An 18,088-nucleotide genomic window follows, 5' to 3' on the forward strand; every position below is an offset into this window, starting at 1 on the left:
AAACCGCCGATCAGAACCGGTAGGTGACCCTGCCGTACCAGTAGCGGCCGTTGAAGCCGAACGGCGACAACGACGAATACTGCAGGCCACCGGCGCGGTCGTCGTAGGCAGTGGTCAGCTGCGCCTTGGTCGGATACTGGTTGGTGAGGTTGTCCGCGCCCACGGTGAAGGTGAACGCGTTCCAGGTCTGGCTGGCGGCCAGATTCAACAGCCAGCGCGCGTCGTAGGTCTGGTCCTGGCTGCCATCGACCGGGTCGCTGATGCGCTTGATCGATCCATAGCGGGTGGCGTTGACGTTGAGCGCAAAGCCGCCCAGCGTCCAGTCGGCCGCCGCCATGTACTTGGTGCGCGGGGTGGCGTCGGTGAGCAGGCCCTGGCTGGCGCGCCCGAAGTTGGGGTTGGACAGTTCCAGGATCGTGGTCTTGTTGTAGTTGGCGCTGGCACTGAGATTGAGCTTGCCGTAGCTGCCCAGGTCGGCGAGATAGCTGTTGATCCAGTCCACGCCGCGGGTGCGGCTGGTGGCGCCATTGACGAAGAACTGCACCGCGGCCACCTGGCCGATCGGCTGCGCCAGCTGCAGCTGGTCCGAATACAGGATCTGGTCCCAGATGCGGATCTGATAGACGTCCAGGCTGGAGGTGAAGTTGGCGGTCGGCTGCCAAACACCGCCCAGACCGTAGTTGGTGGATTTTTCCGGGCTCAGCGGGCCGGCGCCCAGCGCCACCGCGACCGGGTCGGAGGTGCGGTAGGTACCGACCTGCACCAGCTCGCCGTTCTGGATCAGCGTCACCACCGAGGCGTAGTTCTGCTGCGCCAGCGACGGTGCGCGGAAGCCGTTGGAGATGGTGCCGCGCAGCGAGAAGGTATCGCTGAAGGCGTAGCGCGCCGACAGCTTGCCAGAACGCGTGGACCCGGCGTCGCTGTAGTTTTCGTAACGCCCGGCGATGCCGCCGGACAGCTTGTCGGTGATGTCCGCTTCCAGGTTGGCATAGACCGCATTGCTGTGGCGTCCGAACTTGCCGGCCACCGACGGCTCCAGGCCGGAGAACACCTGTGCGCCGCCCGGATACGGTGCGCCGTCGTCGGGATTGATGGTGTCGGGATCGAAGAAGTACGACTCCGGCGAGCCGGCGGTGATCTGGTAGCGGTCCTGGCGATGCTCGGCGCCGAAAGCGACGTTGACCGGATATGCCAGGCCCCAGTCGAAGGACTTGTTGACGTCCAGGTTGATCGTGCCCTGTTCGGTTTCGAAGCCGCCGGAATTGAAGTTGGTCGGCGAGCTGCCGGTGGTGTAGTACAGGTTGGTATTGATGCTGTTGAGGATGTTGAAGTTCATGTCGTTCTTGCCGTAGGTGGCCGACACGTCCCAATTCCATTCGCTCTCGGTGCTGCCCTTCAGGCCCAGCACGGCCGAGCGGTCGTTGGTGGGGTTGTAGATCTGCGGCAGGAAGCCGTTCGGGTAGATCGCCTGCACGTTGCGCGCGGTGTTGTCGGCGGCGCGGTAATAGCCGTTGGAGGTGACCTCGCGCCGGCTCATGCTGAGGTGGCCGTACAGCTCCAGGTTCGGCGAGAACGCGTAGCCGAAGGCGGCCAGCCCCTGATAGAAATTGGAGGCCGGGTCGCCGTGGCGCTGGTAGGGCACACCGCCCGGATTGGGCGTGCCCGGCACGGTGGTGGCGCGGTTGGTGTTCTCGCCGCGGTTGGTGCTCATGGTGTTCTGGTAGTTCCAGGACAGGCGTACCCAGCCCGGTGCGGTATCGCCGCCGCTGCCGCCGAACGGCAGGCCGACCGAGCCGTCGATGCCGTTCTGCTCGCCATCGCCCTTGTCCATGATGCCGCCATTGATGGACACGCTATTGCTGCCCGCATCGGCGCCATGCTTGAGCACGATATTGACCACGCCGGCGATCGCATCGGAGCCGTATTGGGCCGAGGCGCCGTCACGCAGCACTTCGATGCGCGCGATTGCCGACATCGGCAGCGAGTTCAGATCGGCCGGCGCCGACCCGCGGCCGACGTACGGGTTGTAGTTGATCAGCGAGGAGGTGTGATAGCGCTTGCCGTCGACCAGCACCAGCACCGCATCCGGCGACAGGCCGCGTAGCGTGGCCGGGCGCGAGGCATCGTTGCCGTCGGAGATCGCCGGGCGCGGGAAGTTCAGCGACGGCAGCAGTTTGCCCAGCGCTGTGGCGATGTCGGTGGCGCCGGTGGCCTGCAGCGACTGCTCGGTGATGATGTCGATGGGCGATTCGGATTCGGCCACCGTGCGGTCGCTGACGCGCGTACCGGTGACGATCAGGGTATCCAGGGTTTTCTGCGGCTGGGCAGGCTGCGACTGCGCACTGGCAGCGAACGTACAGACGGTGAGTGCGACCGAGATCGCAAGCGAGAGTGCATTTGAGGTGTGCATGGGAATGGAGACTCAAAGGGGGTGATGGACGCAGCGATGCGCTACGCATGTTGCCGGGGAGTACGACTGCGACTGCGTGATCCGTGTCGCCTGCGCGCAGCGCGTGTGCGCTGGCGAGGCGGCGTGTACAGCAAGGACACGGACTGCGACACAGCGTCTGCTGCGTGGCGCATCCTTGCGAAAGAAGGGGGAACCCGCCCTTTGGCGACAATCGGAAAGGGCGAGCGATGCTGCGGGCGTGCTGCCTCGTCTTAGCCAAGCGCGACGAGGCGATCGACGCGCCGGTCGCTGCCGACCGGCACGCGGCGATTTACCACTTGTAGCTCACGTTGGCATACACCAGCGCGCCGTTGAAACCGAACGGCGAGGCGCCGCTGTAGGGCAGGTAGGTGCGCGTGCCCAGGCCGGCTTGCTGGCGGTCGGGATACTCGTTGAGCACGTTGTCGCCGCCGATGGTGAAGTTCCAGTCGTTCAACTTGTAGGATGCGGCCAGGTCCAGCGTCCACTTCGCCGCATAGGTCTGATCGCTGCCTGCGTTGGTGCCGAAGGTGCTGAACTCGCCCCAGCGCGTGGCGGTGCCGGTGAACGACCAGTTGCCCGGCGACCAGGTGCCGCCCAGGAAGAACTTGTCGCGCGGCGTGCCTTCGGTGATGCGACCGATTTCCGCACGGCCGATGCGCACCGCACCTGGATCGATCGCTTCCAGCGCTGCCGGATTGGCGGCGATCTTCTCCACGTCGGTCTTGTTGTAGTTGTAGCCGCTGGTCAGCTCCGCGCTGCCGCCGTCCAGGTTCCAGCGATAGGTGCCGACTGCGTCCACGCCCTGGGTCTTGGTGTCCACTGCATTGGTGAAGTAGCGCCCGCCACCGATACCCGGGAAGCCATTGGCCTGCAGATAATTGCGCGCCGCAATGGAGGTGAGGTTTTCCGACAGCACGATGCGGTCGTCGATTTCGATGCGATACGCATCGACCGTGACGTACAGGTTTTCGATCGGCTGCAGCACCACGCCAAGACCGTAGTTCTTGGATTCCTCGGCCTTCAACGGCTCGGCGCCGAGTGCGATGGCGGCCGGGTTGTCGGTACGGAAGGTGCCGATCTCGAACGGAATCGCGGTGACGGTGCCGTTGGGCTGGGCCACGTTGAGGAACTGGGTGGCGATCGACTGGAAGTTCTGCTGCTGCAACGAGGGCGCACGGAAGCCGGTGGAAGCGGTTGCACGCACTGCGATCTTGTCGGTGAACGCATAGCGCAGCGACAGCTTGCCGGTGGCGGTATCGCCGAAGTCGCTGTACTTCTCGTAGCGCCCGGCCAGGCCGGCGGAGAACTTGTCGGTCAGATCCGCTTCCAGGTCCACATAGGCCGAGTGGCTGTTGCGGTTGTAGTAACCGGCATCGGAGAGCTTGAAGCCCGGGAACACCTGTGCGCCCGGGATCAACGCGCCATTGGCCGAGGGAATGCCGCCGTTGGCCGAGGACGCCGCATCACCGGGCGACTGGTTGAACTTCTCGCCGCGCCATTCCGCACCGAAGGCCAGCGTGACCGGATACGCCAGGCCCCAGTCCAGGGTCTTGGTGAAGTCGGCGTTGAGCACGTTCTGGGTCACTTCCAGCGTGCCGGCATGGAAGTCGGTCGGGCTGGTCACGCCCAGGCTGTTGTTCAGGCTGTTGCGCACGTCGAAGGTGAGATTGTTCTGGCCGTAGTTGTAGCTCAGATCGATGTTCAGGCCGCCTTCGGTGGAGGTCTTCAAGCCGCCGACCCACGATACGTCCTTGCTGACGTTGTAGATCTGCGGCAGGAAGCCGTCCGGATAGATTTCCGGGCGGTTGCGGTTGTCGCCGGCAAAGCGGAAGTAGCCGTTGGACAGCACCTCGCGGCGGCTGACCATGCCGAACGAGTAGAAGGTCAGGTAATCGGTGGGGCTGTATTCGCCGTTGAACGAGATGGCGCCCTGGTCGATGTCCGGGTCGCCGTAACGCTGCTCCACGCGGCCCTGGAACGGCAACGCGCGGTTGGTCTGGTCCGAATGCCCGGCCTGCGCGGCCAGATGCACCTTGCCGGTTCCGGCGAAGCTGAAGCCGGCATCGCCGGATAGCTGATATTGCTCGCCGTCGCCAGCGCTGTACTTGCCGTAGCGGCCATTGACGCTGCCGCCTTCGCCGCTGCCCTTGAGCACGATGTTGATCACGCCGGCGATGGCGTCCGAGCCGTACTGCGCCGATGCCCCGTCGCGCAGCACTTCGATGCGCTCGACCGCGGCGATCGGAATGGTATTGAGGTCGGCCGGCGAGGAGCCGCGCCCCTGGGTGTCGTTGAGATTGATCAACGCGGTGGTGTGATAGCGCTTGCCGTTGACCAGCACCAGTACCTGATCGGGCGACAGGCCGCGCAGCTGCGCCGGGCGCACCGCGTCTGAGCCGTCGGAGATGGCCGGGCGGGGGAAGTTCAACGAGGGGATCGCGCGTGACAGCGCGGTCGCCAGCTCGGTGGTGCCGGTCGATTCCAGTGCCTGTGGCGAGATGATGTCGATCGGCGATGCCGATTCGGCCACGGTGCGATCGGCCACGCGTGTGCCGGTCACGATCAAGGTATCGAGGGTTTTCTGGGTGGGAGCCTGTGACTGCGCGGATGCGCTTGACGCGGAAAACGACAGTGCAAGAACAACGGCGACTGCGAGTGGACTGGTCTTGCAATTCATGCGGTGACAACTCCGAGTGGGGAACGGATGCATCGCAGGGGCTCCCTTCCCGGGCCGCGTCCGTTGCGGCAGCTGCGGTGCGTTCCCAACCATTAACCACGTATAACCGCATGTCAAATTTTGGTTACGTTGCGCGTGCAACCGTCATCGCAAATATGCTTATGAAAACGTTACCAGCTTGCACCAGGGTGATGCGTTGATTGCACCCGACGTGCTGCTCCGCGGGTTTGTTTGCACCATCATGGACATCGATAGGAGTTATGAAACTTCTGCATCAGAACGTGATTTGCACCGCGTCGGCACTGCGTTGCGCAGGACCATGGAACACCGCTTCGATGTTGTTGCCATCCGGGTCGAGCACGAAGGCGGCGTAATAGCTCGGGTGAGACGGGCGCACACCCGGCGCGCCGTTGTCGCGACCGCCGTGGGCCAGGGCGGCCTGATGGAACGCATGCACCATGGCGACGTCGTGCGCCTGGAAGGCCAGATGGTGGCGGCCGGTGAGTTCGCCTTGCGCCACCGTGTCGCGATCGGACACGAACAGCTCGTCGGCCCAGAAGAATCCCTCGCCCTCACCACCGAGCGGAATGCCCAGGACATCGAACACCGCCTGGTAGAAACGTCGGCTGGCCGCCAGGTCGTGGACGACCAGATGCAGGTGATCGATCAGACGGCCGCGTGAGAGCTGCACTGCTTCCATGGTGGGTGCTCCGGCAGGTGGAAGCGCTGTTGATACCACCGCGTCCGCCGGCAAATCTTCACGGCGTAGCGATACCCGCGTCTGGGTGGCTGCATCAAAACGCCGCACGTACGCGGGGCAAAAACCCACACGCCCCGGGCAGGCCGGGGCGTGTGGTCAGGCGTCAGGATGCGAGCGTGCCGCGTGCTTCAGCAACAAACGCCTGGCAACAACGCAGCAGGGTGGATCGCCGGGTTACCAGCGATAGTTGATGCGGCCGTATACGTAGGCACCGTTGAAGCCGAACGGCGACAGGTTGCTGTACGGGAACTGCCCGCTGGTGGAGTTGGCGAAATTGTTCTCGTCCGGGTATTCGTCCAGCAGGTTGTCCGCACCCAGCGTCAGCGTCCAGCGATCGATCTTGTAGCTGGCCGAGGCATCCACCACCCACTTGGCATCGAAGGTCTGGTCGTTGATCGCCGCAGCCGGACGCGTGCTGTACTTGCCGTAGCGCGTGGCACCCAATGCCAGCGTCCAGTGCTCCAGGTTCCAGCTGCCGTTGACCAGGAACTTGTCGCGCGGGAAGCCTTCTTCGATGCGGCCGCGTTCGGTGCGGTCGATGCGCTCCAGGCTCAGCCCGTTGGCCGACAACGCGGCCGGGTTGGCGGCGACGCTGCGCACCTCGGTCTCCGAATAGTTGTACCCGGCGGTCAGGTCCACGCTGCTGGCGGCGAGCTGCCACCGGTAGCTGCCGACCACGTCCACACCGCGCGTGCGCGTGTCCACCGCGTTGGTGAAGTAGCGCCCGCCGTTGATGCCGAAGATGCCCTGCGCCTCGAGCAGATTACGCACTGCAGTGCCGGTGAGGTTGGACGACAGCACGATGCGGTCGTCCACGTCGATCTGGTACGCATCCACGGTGAGGTAGAGCGCATCGGTCGGCTGCAGCACCAGGCCCAGGCTATAGGACAGCGATGTCTCGGCATCCAGCGGCTCTGCGCCCAGGGCGCGCGCGACGGTGCTGTCGGCCGGGAAGGTGCGGATCTCGAACGGGTTCGGATTGCCGGCCAGGAAGGTGGTGCTGGTGGACTGGAAATACTGCTGCGCCAGCGACGGCGCGCGGAAGCCCGACGCCACCGTGCCGCGCAGCGCGATCTTGTCGGTAAACGCATAGCGCCCGGACAACTTGCCCGATGCCTGGCTGCCGAAGTCGTTGAAGTCTTCGTAGCGCCCGGCCAGGCCGGCGGAGAACTTGTCGGTGAAATCGGCTTCCAGGTCCGCATACAGCGCGTAGCTGTCACGCGAGTAACGCCCGGACACGCTGGGCGCGAATCCGCCAAAGCCCTGCGCGCCACCGGCCAACGTGCCGGCCTGGAAGTACGAGCCCACTTCGCCCGGCGACTGGTTCCACTTCTCGTTACGGTATTCGGCACCGAAGGCCACCGTCACCGGGTACGCCAGGCCCCAGTCGAAGCCGCGCTTGACGTCCAGGTTGACGATGTTCTGCGTGGTCTCCAGCGCGCCATCGTAGAAGGAGGTCGGCGAGGTCGGCCCCAGGCTCACGTTGAGCGTGTTGCGGGTGTGGAAATCGATCCTGTTGTAGCCGTAGTTGTAGCTGGCATCCCAGTCCCAGCCGCTGGCCGTGGACCCGCGCACGCCGGCCACCAGCGAGCGGTCCTTGGCGTAGGTCTGGATTTCCGGCAGGAAGCCCTGCGGATAGATCGACAGGATGTTCTGGGTGCTGCCCGGCGCGCGGAAGAACGCGAACGAGCTGATGTCGCGGTTGCTGGCGGTGGCGAAGGCGTAGCCGGTGATGCTGTCGCTGAAGGCGAACTCGGTATTGGCCGACACCGCCTGCGCGTTGACGTCCGGGTCGCCGATCTTGAACGCCTTCTGGCCGACGGCCGGCTGCGAGGCGCTGGGTGCGCCGGCATAGCCGCGCGCACGGTCGGTGGGGTCTTGCTGATTGAGCTGTGCGGCCACATGCAGCCAGCCGCGCTCGTTGCCATACGCCACGCCGGTGTCGCCGGACAGCTCGTAGTTGCTGCCGTCGCCGGCCGAATACTGGCCGAAGCCGGCCTGCAGGCTGCCGCCCTTCTCGGCGCCCTTGAGCACGATGTTGACCACACCGGCGATGGCATCGGAGCCGTATTGCGCCGAGGCGCCGTCGCGCAGCACTTCCACGCGTGCGATCGCCGCCACCGGAATGGTGTTCAGATCCACCGCTGCGGCGCCACGGCCGATGGTGCCGTTGAGGTTGAGCAGCGAGGAGGTGTGGCGGCGCTTGCCGTTGACCAGCACCAGCACCTGGTCCGGCGACAGGCCGCGCAGCTGCGCGGGGCGGATCGCGCTGGTGCCATCGCTCAGGGCCGGGCGCGGGAAGTTCAGCGACGGCAGCGCCCGGGCCAGCGCGGTGGCCAGCTCCGAGGTGCCGGTAGCCTGCAGCGACTCGGCGCTGATGATGTCGATCGGCGACTGCGACTCGGCCACGGTACGGTCGGACACCCGGGTTCCGGTGACGATGACGGTGTCCAGCGTGTTGGCGGGCGCACTGGCCGGGGTGGCGGTCTGGGCGAAGGCCGGGGAGGCGAGCAGCGTCGCAACGACAGCGGTTGCGAGCGTGGACAGCGGGTAATTCATGACAACTCCGAACGGGGGTCCATGCAGGACCAGCAAGGCTGGGCGGGGTCTGGTCGTGGCGACGCGAAGGAGGCGACGGCCAGCCCGAAGGCGCTAATTATTCGTTAACGCTAGAATGGCGTCGCAGGAGTGCTGCTCATCTGCTCATTCCTTTTCGTTCTATCGGACTGTCCATCAATGATTTCCCTGCGCAACTTCTCCATGCGACGCGGTGAGCGTCTGCTGTTGTCCAACGTCGACCTGACCATGCATGCCGGCTACCGCGTCGGTGTGGTGGGCCGTAATGGCACCGGCAAGTCGAGCCTGTTCGCCGCGGTCAAGGGCGAGCTGGAAGCAGACAAGGGCGATGTCGACCTGCCCGGCAAGGTGCGCACTGCCAGCGTCTCGCAGGAAACCCCGTCGCTGCCCGATCCGGCGCTGTCGTTCGTGCTCGGCGGCGATATCGAGGTGTCCGCGATCCTGCAGGAAGAGGCCGCGGCCACCGCGCGCGAAGACTGGGAGGCGGTCGCCAACGCACATCAGAAGATGGCCGAACTCGGCGCCTACGATGCCGAGGCGCGCGCCGGCAAGCTGCTGCACGGCCTGGGCTTCCCGGCCGACACCCATCACCGCGCGGTATCCTCGTTCTCCGGCGGCTGGCGCGTGCGCCTGAATCTGGCGCGCGCGCTGATGATGCCCAGCGACCTGCTGCTGCTGGACGAACCGACCAACCACCTGGATATGGACGCGGTGCTGTGGCTGGAGCAATGGCTGCTCAAGTACCCGGGCACCTTGCTGTTGATTTCGCATGACCGCGAGTTTCTCGACAACGTCGCCACCCACACCCTGCACCTGCATGGCGGCACCGCCAAGCTGTACGTCGGCGGCTACACCGATTTCGAGCGCCAGCGCATCGAGCACCTGCGCCAGCAGCAGATCGCCCACGACAAGGAACAGGCCGAGCGCGCGCATCTGCAGAGCTTCATCGACCGCTTCAAGGCGCAGGCCAGCAAGGCCACCCAGGCGCAGAGCCGCATGAAGCGGCTGGCCAAGATGGCCGGCACCGAAGCGGTCCGCGCCGAGCGCGAGTTCCGCATCCAGTTCGCCCAGCCCAATCGGCTGCCGTTTTCGTTGATCCGGTTGAATCACGCGGCTTGCGGGTATGCGGCTGCGCCGCGGGAGCCGGGAATCGGGAATGGGGAATCGCAAAGGCGTGGGTCCAGCGATGCGATTACCGTGTTGCACGATGTTGGATTCGGGCTGGAGGCTGGTGACCGGATCGGGTTGCTGGGGCCGAATGGTGCGGGTAAGTCCACGCTGGTGAAGACGTTGGTGGGCGAGCTTGCGCCGCTGTCTGGCGAGCGCAGTGCGCATCCGGACCTGCGGATCGGCTATTTCGCCCAGCACACGGTGGAGTCGCTGCACGAGGGCCAGTCGCCGATGGATCACTTCCGCGAGCTGTCGCCGGATGGTGCCAACCAGGCGTTTCGCGACTTCCTGGGCAAATGGAATTTCGCCGGCGACCGTGCGTTCGAAGTGGTGGATGGTTTTTCCGGCGGCGAGCGCGCGCGTCTGGCGCTGGCGCTGATCGCCTGGCAGCAGCCGAACGTGCTGCTGCTGGACGAACCGACCAACCATCTGGACCTGGAAATGCGCGAGGCACTGGCCGAAGCGCTGAGCGACTTCGAAGGTGCGATCGTGATGGTCTCCCATGACCGCCATCTGATCGGCCTGGTCTGCGACAGTTTCTGGCGCGTGGCCGATGGCGTGGTCGAGCCGTTCGAAGGCGACCTGGACGAATACGCCGCCTGGCTGCGCAGCCGCCCGGCCGCCCAGGGCACCAAGCAGAAGATGGCCGAAGTGGCGCCGACACCGCCACCGCCGACCAAGCCGCTGCCGCCGAAGAAGGCCGTCAACCCACACAAGCTGGCCAGCGCGGAAAAGCGCGTCGGCGAACTGGAAGCGGCGTTGGCGGCGCTGGACCGCGAACTGGCCAACCCGGGCAACTATGCCGACAGCGAGAAGATGGCGGTGCTGGGCCGCGACCGCGAGGCCACCGCGCAGCAACTGGCGGCTGCGGAAGCGGCGTGGATGGAGTTGATCGAGGGGGTGTAGCAGCTGGGTCGCGGTGATGGGGCTGGTGATGGTGCCTGTCGATCGATGATGCATGGAGCTCGACGGTGATGGAAGTGCGCTTCGCGCCCGCACCTTCATCCGGCGCTATGCGCCACCTTCTCCCAGCGGGAGAAGAGAGTAAGCCGCAGCTCTGGTGATTAAGAGCCCCTCTCCCTGCGGGAGAGGGGTTGGGGTGAGGGTACGGGTACGGCGGAAGACAGCCATCCTGATGGAGGGGCTAGGTGAGGTGCGGCGCAGCCATCTCACAAGAGCGGCTGTGTCGAGTGCACGCAGGCCATCACCACTGGGGCGCATCCAACCTCACCCCAGCGTTTGCTCCACCAACAACCACGCAAGAAACCTCCGCCCAGCCTCGCTCTCCGCCCGCGAGCGCAGCCGCGTCAGCCAATAACGTCCAGCGTTGATCTGGATCGGAAACGGGCACACCAGACGCCCGGCATCCAGGTCCTGGCGAAACATCGGCAGCGGCAACAACGCCACGCCGGCACCGGCCGCCGCGGCGCTGGCCAGGGTCAACGACGAATCGAACATCGCCCCGCGTGCGGCGACTTCGGCCACACCCGCGGCGCGAAACCACTGTGGCCACTCGTCCAGACGGTACGAGCGCAATAACGGCAGCTGTGCCAGATCGGCTGGCGTGCGCAAGCCACGTGCCATGGTCGGCGCACACACCGGCGCAAACGGCGCCTCCATCAACGCCTCGGCAATCTGCCCCTGCCAGTCGCCATCGCCAAACCGGATCGCCAGATCCAGCCCTTCGCCGGCAAGATCGACGCGGTTGTTGTGAGTCGACAGGCGCAGCTCGATCTCCGGATGCGCCGCATGAAAGGCCTCCACGCGCGGCAGCAGCCAGCCGGTGGCGAAGGTGCCGACCACGCCGACGCTGAGCACCTCGCGGTAACGGCCATCGGCAAAGCGCTCCAGGGTGGCAGCGATGCGGTCGAAGGCTTCGCCGAGCACCGGTGCCAGTGCCGCACCTTCGTCGGTGAGCGCCACGCCGCGCGGCAGGCGGTGGAACAGGCTGCTGCCCAGCTGCTGCTCCAGCGCCTTGATCTGATGACTGAGCGCGGCCTGGCTGACGCACAACTCTCCCGCGGCGCGGGTCAGGTTCTGGTGGCGTGCGGCGGCCTCGAAGGCGCGCAAGGCGTTGAGCGGAAGGCGAGGGCGGTGCATCTGCAGAGATTAGTTCAATTCATGCCAGGGATCGAAACATCGCAATAGTCCGGTGGCTGGCATGCGCCGATACTGGGGGCTCTCCCCAGGAGGCTGCTCCATGTTGAACCGTCGACAGTTCTTGTACGCAACCGGCGCAAGTGTGTTGCTTGCCGCGTCCAGACCCGCGTGGGCGCTGACTCCCGCGATGCTCCCGGGCGATGTGCTGCGAGCGCAATGGGCCGAGATCGAACGCAGTAGCGGCGGCCGCCTGGGCATCAGCCTGCTCGACAGCGGCACCGGTAAGCGCATCGGCCTGCGCGAAGACGAGCGCTTTCCGCTGTGCAGCACCTTCAAATTTGTATTGGCTGCGGCGGTGCTGCAGCGGGTGGACAAGGGCGAGCTGACGTTGGCGCAACGGGTGAAGATCCGCGCTGCGGACATGCTGTCCCACGCGCCGGTCACCGAGCGCCATGTCGGCGGGTCGCTGAGCGTGGCCGAGCTCTGCCGGGCCACCATGATCTACAGCGACAACCCGGCCGCCAACCTGTTGTTCCCGCTGGTCGGCGATCCGGCCGGCCTGACCGCCTTCCTGCGTGGCATCGGCGATGCGCGCACGCGCAGCGACCGCCACGAGCCGGAGATGAACCGGTTCGCCCCGGGCGACCCGCGCGACACCACCACGCCGGCGGCGATGGCCGCCACCCTGCGCACCCTGCTGCTGGGCAACTTGCTGAAGCCGGCCTCGCGCAAGCAGTTGACCGACTGGATGATCGACAACCGCACCGGCGATACCTGCCTGCGCGCCGGCCTGCCGCGCGGCTGGAAGATCGGCGACAAGACCGGCAGCAACGGCACCGACACCCGCAACGACATCGCCATCATCTGGCCGCCGGCAGGCAAGGCGCCATTGCTGCTCACCGCGTACTTAAATGGCGCCAGCGTCGACAGCGATGCGCGCGATGCAGCGGTGAAGGCAGTGGCGCAGGCAGTCGCGACGTCTGTCTTTGTTTGATGCGCGCGCGTGCGCGCGAACTGCGCTTGAGGGGCCGCCTCACACCGCGATCGAATCGCCGAGCGGCAGCCTGCGATCCGCCGTGCTCAGTTGCGTGAGGTGTTGGAGGTCAATGCAGCGTCCGTCGCGGATGACCGTTGCCATGCGGGGCCCCGAGACAATGCCGCATGCAACGCGGCGCGGCGGCCGTCTTCGGTACTGATTAGCCGGGATCCTGCAATCTCGCTGTATCGCTTTGATACAGCCGTGCCGGCCCGCCCATGGCCGGGTCGCTGACGCTGTCTGCGCCGGTTTCGATGCGCCCGGCAAGCCGCTGCGCTGCGCCGTCGTGCTTCACCCACAGGTCGTACCAGCCGCCAGTTGCCACCGCCTTCCAACGGCGTTGTTCGGTGGCGCCGGGTGCAATGCGCAGGCGTTCGTGCGGTTGTGCGGTGGCATACGCGCCCGGCTGCAGCTCCACCTGCACCGCAGTGCTGCCAGCATTGCGCAGCGATAGCGACACCGCTGCGGCGTCGTTCGGATCCTGGGTGATCTCAGCCATCAGTAACGGTGCGCTCAGCTCTCCGCGATAGTGACGATGGAATCCATTGGGGCCGATCAACCATAGGTCGTAACGGCCATCGTCGGTGGTCCACGTGCCGTCCACTGCCGCGTCGCTCCCTACGGTATAACGGCGCGGAAGCGCGGCAAGATCGAAGCGGTTGTAGACGTGCAGGACCACCGCAGCGCCAGCGTTGGACATGCGTAGCAGCACGTCGCCGCGCTCAGACAAATAGGCCAATTCCACGCTGGGGCGATACGGCAGCGCGCGCGAACGGCGTGCACCGAACGCCTGCTGCGGCGGTTGCAACGAGGCAGGCAACGGCGGCAGTGCGTGTTCGCGCAGGGCTGCCGCGCGCGCTGCGGCGGCGCTGACATCGGGCAACGCCGCGACGAAGGGGCGCGCATCGGCATTGCGGAAATCGAATGCACTGGTGAGATCGCCACAGACCGCGCGCCGCCACGGCGTGATCTCCGGCGCGCTCACGCCGAAGCGGCGCTCCAGCAGGCGCAACACCGAGGTGTGGTCGTACACCTGCGAATCCACCCAGCCGCCGCGGCTCCACGGCGAGATCACGTAGAGCGGCACGCGTGGACCCAGGCCGTAGGGGCGGCCGCGCAGCTCGGGCAGATCCACTTTCTGCTCGCCGGGTGCCGGGTGGCGATGGTAGTCGTCGTCGGTGGCGATGCTGGATGCGCCTGCAAACCCGCCGGCCGCACTTGGGTCCGGCGATGGCGGTGCGGGCGGCGGCATGTGATCGAAGAAACCGTCGTTCTCGTCGAACATCAACAGCAATGCGGTGCGGCTCCATACCTGCGGATCGGCGGTCAGCGCATCCAGCACGCGCGCGGTGTAGGCCGCGCCTTGCGCAGGACTGGACGGGTCCGGATGCTCGCTGCCGGCCGCATCGGCGATGACGAAACTCACCGACGGTAGACGCCCGCCCAGCACATCGGCGCGCAGCTGCTCGACACCGCGTGTGCTGACGCCACGCGCGCGCAGCTGCGCATCGTGCCCGGGCGCCGCGTTGAAGGCCTGCCGGAACGGTACGAAGCCCGCCAGCGGGTTGTCGGTGAAGTTGTCGGCCATGTCCTGATAGATCTGCCAGGACACGCCGGCGCGTTGAAGATGCTCGACGTAGGTCGTCCAGCGATACGGCTCGGCAAAACCGCCCAGCTCGGCAAAGTTGTCGTGCGAGTTGCCGATCACCGGCCCACCGGCGCGCGCCTGCGGGTCGTTGCCGCCGCTCCACAGGAACACGCGATTGGAATTGGTGCCGGTCTGGATCGAGGCGTGGTACGCATCGCAGAGGGTGAAGGCGTCGGCAAGCGCGTACTGGAACGGAAGATCCGCGCGCCGGTAATAGCCCAGCGCGTGGTCGTGCTTGGCCGCGGCCCAGTGCCCGAGCCGGCCGTGATCCCAGGCGCGTTGCGCATCCACCCAGCTATGCGGCGTGCCTTGCACGCGCATGAAGCCGAATTGCGCTGCGGTATCCAGCGCAAACGGCGTCAGCCATTGGCGGCCGTCTTCGCTGGGTTGCAGCCACACCGTGCGCGCGGGCGCGCCCGCCAGCGGCGGTGCGGGAATCGGGAAACGATCGCCGAACCCGCGCACGCCGGGCAGGGCGCCGAAGTAATGATCGAAGGCGCGGTTTTCCTGCATCAGGATCACCACATGCTGCAGATCTTCCAGCGTGCCGGTGCGGCGGTCCGGCGCGATGGCGGCGGCCCGCGCGATGCTGGGCGGCAGCAGCGCGGCGGCGGCGGCAAGCCCGGTCTGCAGAACGCGGCGGCGGGGAAGATCGATCATCGTGTCACCTGGTTGGCGCGCCAATCCTGTCGGCGCTGGAGCGGGTCGAGCGTACCCAACGCGTCAGCGCGTGTGTTCTCTTGCGTGTTGACAATCCTGCCCTTTTGCAATTGCGCAGGAGGCAATGCAGGGGGCGGATCGGGTGGCGTGCTTTTTACCCGATGCGCTCCCCATACATTGGAAATCCTATTCCCTGTCGGTCGGCCATGCGCCGTCTACGCTACAGATCCAGCGTCAAGGTCAGCCCGACCGTGCGTGGCGCGCCGATGAACGCGCTGTCGCTGCCGTCCACGCCTTCCAGATAGCGCTTGTCGGTGAGGTTGCTGACGTTGAGCGCCAGCTGCAGGCCCCTGAGCTGCGACGACAGCTGCGACAGCTCCACGCCCAGGTTGGCATCGAAGGTGGTCACGCCATCGAGTGCCGCACGGTTGGAGGCGTCCAGGTAGCGCTTGCCCAGGTAGCGCCCGGACACACCGAAGCGCCACGCCTGGCCGCGCCAGTCGGCCGACAGGACCAAGGTGTTGCGCGGCTGGCCGATCACCTGCGCGCCGGGGGTGATCTCCAGCGCGGTGTCGCGTGCGGCGTCGCCGCTGCCCAGGTAATCGGCCTTGTTGTAGGTATAGGCACCGTTGATGCGCCAGCCGTTGTCCCATCCATAGCCGAGCGCCGCTTCCACGCCGCGCGCATGCACGCCGCCGAAGTTCTCGTACACGCCGTCGGTTTCGCCCAGGTAGTCGATGCCGGTGACGAAGTTGGCCGGCACATAGACGATGCGGTTGTCGAAGCGGATGTCGTACAGCGTCACGCTGCCGGTCAACGGCCAGCGGCTCAGGCGCAGGCCGAGTTCGACGTTGTCGGCGGTTTCCGGTTGCACCCGGCTCAGCGCGACCGGGTCGGTTTCGCCCAGCACACCGGAGGGAATCGCGGCGAAGTTCTGCGAATACCCGGCAAAGGCTTCCAGGCCCTGCACCGGGGTGGTCCAGGTCAGGCCGGCCGACAGCAGCGGGTCCGAATGCGAATCCGACTCCACATGCTGCGCATCGCCGATGCGGCGCTCGCGGGTCTGGTCGACGAAGAACTGCTTGACGCCCACGCGCCAGGCGAAGGCGCCGTAGCGCATCACGTCCTCGACGTAATACATCTGCTCGTCGGTCTGGTAGTTGTCCTTGAACTGCACCCAGTACGGCTGATGATCGAAGCCGATGTTGGTGCCGACGTTGAGCAGGCGATGCCAGTCGCGGGTGACACTGCGCTCAACGCGCTCCAGCCAGGCGCCGGCGCGCACGGTATTGTCGATCGCGCCGAGATCGGCGCGCCATTCCACATCGGCCATCGCGCCGGCGCGGTGGTTGTCGTAGTGGCTGTGGCGATACGACTGCACCGGCACCGAGCCGGCGGGATAGCAGGCCGGGTTGGATTCGGCAGGCACCGCATCGCTGCCGGCGCAACCGGCCAGCATGGTCGCGGCTGCACCGCCGGGCGTGAGGTAATACAGCTTGCCCAGGTCGCTGCCGGCATACACGGTGTTGCCGCCACGCGCTTCGGATTCCGCTGCGCCGGCGCCGTCGTTGCTGACATCCACCAGATATGGCGGAATCCAGTCGCCGCGGCCCTGCATGCGGTGCGCGTAGCCGGTCAGCGTGGTCTTGAACCCATTGCCGCCGTCGAAGGCGCCACGCAGATAGCCGAAGGTGTTCTTGCGCAGCGCGCGCGAGCCGGAGCGGTAGTTCTGGTCCAGGTACGGAATGCCGGTGAGCGTGCCGGTCAGCAGGTCGTGCTCGCGGTCGCGCGCGAACTGCTCGGGCGTCACGCTGGTGTATTCGGATTCGTCGGCATCGTCGTAGGACGCGTAGCCGCTGAGCGTCCACTTGTCCAACACGCTGACGAACTTGCCAGCCAGGTGATCGCGGCTGGTATGGCCGCTGCCGTCGATCCAGTCGTCGTTGCGTGCCGACGAGCCGCTGACCCAGGCCCGCGTAGTGCCGCCGAGCAGGCCGGTGTCGTAGCGCGCGTAATACTTGCGCGCCTGGTTGTCGCCGATGCCGCCGATCACGCGCACGCGCTGCTCTTCCAGCGGCTCGCCGGTGAGATAGTTCAAGGTGCCGCCCAGCGCTTCGTTGGAGCGCGAGGCGATGTCGGCGGTGCCCTGGCTGACTTCCACCGTTTCCAGATCCGGCATGTCGATGAAGCGGTTGGCCTTGGAGCCGCCGCCATAGGCCGAGCCGCCGTTGGGCACGCCATCGATGGTGGTGCCGATCTGCTGGGTATCGCGGTTGCTGACAAAGCCGCGCATGCTGATCTGGGTGCCCCAATCCGACGAGCCGAAGGCATCGGCCTCGGTTACCACCACGCCGGGCAGTTCGTTGAGCGCATCGTTGACGCTGCCCAGCACGAACTGGCGGTCCAGCATTTCCTTGCTGACATTGGTCTTGGAATACGTCATCGCCTGGCCGACCACCTGCACCTGATCCAGCGTGGACACCTGCTGCTCGCCAGTGGCACTCGACTCGGCCGCAGCCGGGCCAGACGCTGCGCCATCGGGGACTTGCTGTGCGTAAGCGGGCAGGGTGAGCGGAACCAGCAACAACGCGAGCGTGGCCGGATGGCGCACGCGCGAGGAGGACGTCGAATCCATTGCAATCCAACAAGAGGGGAGGTCTGCAAAGACTGCCGCGCTTGCATTGCGTGATGATGACCGCACAAAAGGTGTGGTCGGGATCACTGGATGGTTCTACGAAGCCCTGCCGCAAGGACGATTGCGGACTAGTGCCGTCTGCATACTTTCGCGTTGGGTCGTTGAACGACACCTCCGAAACTGCGTGTCATACCGTGGGCTATTCATTCCAAGACAGGCGATGCGAATCGTCGCGTCGTTGGAGGGGTGGTCAAGTGCTTGGGTCAAAAGCTCAGGTCGTCGAGGGCGCGGCGCCCTCACCGCTTGCGGGACACGCCGTGAACCCGTCCCTGGGGGCTCGGTGGTGGCATCCATGCCGCCACACGGTCCCGCAACCGGCAAGGACGCCGCACCA

At 66.1% G+C, this 18,088-nt stretch carries 9 protein-coding genes; 2 read left to right on the plus strand and 7 right to left on the minus strand.

All coding sequences use genetic code 11. The features are described from left to right. Nucleotides 1-10: 10 nt before the first annotated feature. From XaplCFBP3123_RS09800 to XaplCFBP3123_RS09815, 4 genes are all read right to left on the minus strand, one after another. A complete protein-coding gene (locus XaplCFBP3123_RS09800) occupies nucleotides 11-2,410 on the minus strand; it encodes a TonB-dependent receptor plug domain-containing protein (protein ID WP_104533881.1) in 2,400 nt (799 codons plus the stop codon). 310 nt (nucleotides 2,411-2,720) lie between these two features. After that, entirely contained in the window at nucleotides 2,721-5,108 is a 2,388-nt protein-coding gene (locus XaplCFBP3123_RS09805; protein ID WP_104533882.1) for a TonB-dependent receptor plug domain-containing protein, read from the minus strand. A gap of 274 nt (nucleotides 5,109-5,382) precedes the next feature. Continuing rightward, nucleotides 5,383-5,808, minus strand: coding sequence for a VOC family protein (locus XaplCFBP3123_RS09810; protein WP_172453192.1), 426 nt, complete (start codon nucleotides 5,806-5,808; stop codon nucleotides 5,383-5,385). Between the two features lie 234 nt (nucleotides 5,809-6,042). Next, nucleotides 6,043-8,427: a TonB-dependent receptor plug domain-containing protein gene (locus XaplCFBP3123_RS09815; protein ID WP_104533883.1), complete on the minus strand. Its 2,385-nt coding sequence runs from the start codon at nucleotides 8,425-8,427 to the stop codon at nucleotides 6,043-6,045. Nucleotides 8,428-8,604: 177 nt separating this feature from the next. Between XaplCFBP3123_RS09815 and XaplCFBP3123_RS09820 the strand changes: the two genes are divergently transcribed. Next, nucleotides 8,605-10,521, plus strand: a complete 1,917-nt coding sequence (locus tag XaplCFBP3123_RS09820; RefSeq protein WP_104533884.1) for an ABC-F family ATP-binding cassette domain-containing protein — start codon at nucleotides 8,605-8,607, stop codon at nucleotides 10,519-10,521. 321 nt (nucleotides 10,522-10,842) lie between these two features. Here the strand turns inward: XaplCFBP3123_RS09820 and ampR are convergent, their stop codons facing one another. Continuing rightward, nucleotides 10,843-11,715: a LysR family transcriptional regulator AmpR gene (ampR, locus tag XaplCFBP3123_RS09825; RefSeq protein ID WP_104533885.1), complete on the minus strand. Its 873-nt coding sequence runs from the start codon at nucleotides 11,713-11,715 to the stop codon at nucleotides 10,843-10,845. 100 nt (nucleotides 11,716-11,815) lie between these two features. On the opposite strand from ampR, the gene bla reads away from it, so the two are divergent. Beyond that, entirely contained in the window at nucleotides 11,816-12,709 is an 894-nt protein-coding gene (gene bla / locus XaplCFBP3123_RS09830; protein WP_104533886.1) for a class A beta-lactamase, read from the plus strand. 202 nt (nucleotides 12,710-12,911) lie between these two features. Here bla and XaplCFBP3123_RS09835 read toward each other — a convergent pair whose 3' ends face one another. Together XaplCFBP3123_RS09835 and XaplCFBP3123_RS09840 are read right to left on the minus strand one after the other, a co-directional pair. Then, nucleotides 12,912-15,059 (minus strand): phosphocholine-specific phospholipase C, encoded by a 2,148-nt coding sequence (locus tag XaplCFBP3123_RS09835; RefSeq protein WP_104533887.1) that lies wholly within the window; start codon nucleotides 15,057-15,059, stop codon nucleotides 12,912-12,914. Between the two features lie 220 nt (nucleotides 15,060-15,279). Next, nucleotides 15,280-17,694 (minus strand): TonB-dependent receptor domain-containing protein, encoded by a 2,415-nt coding sequence (locus XaplCFBP3123_RS09840; RefSeq protein WP_104533888.1) that lies wholly within the window; start codon nucleotides 17,692-17,694, stop codon nucleotides 15,280-15,282. Nucleotides 17,695-18,088: the final 394 nt, after the last annotated feature.

The sequence above is a fragment of the Xanthomonas arboricola pv. populi genome (assembly GCF_002939945.1).
In the GTDB taxonomy this organism is placed as follows: Bacteria; Pseudomonadota; Gammaproteobacteria; order Xanthomonadales; family Xanthomonadaceae; genus Xanthomonas; species Xanthomonas arboricola_A.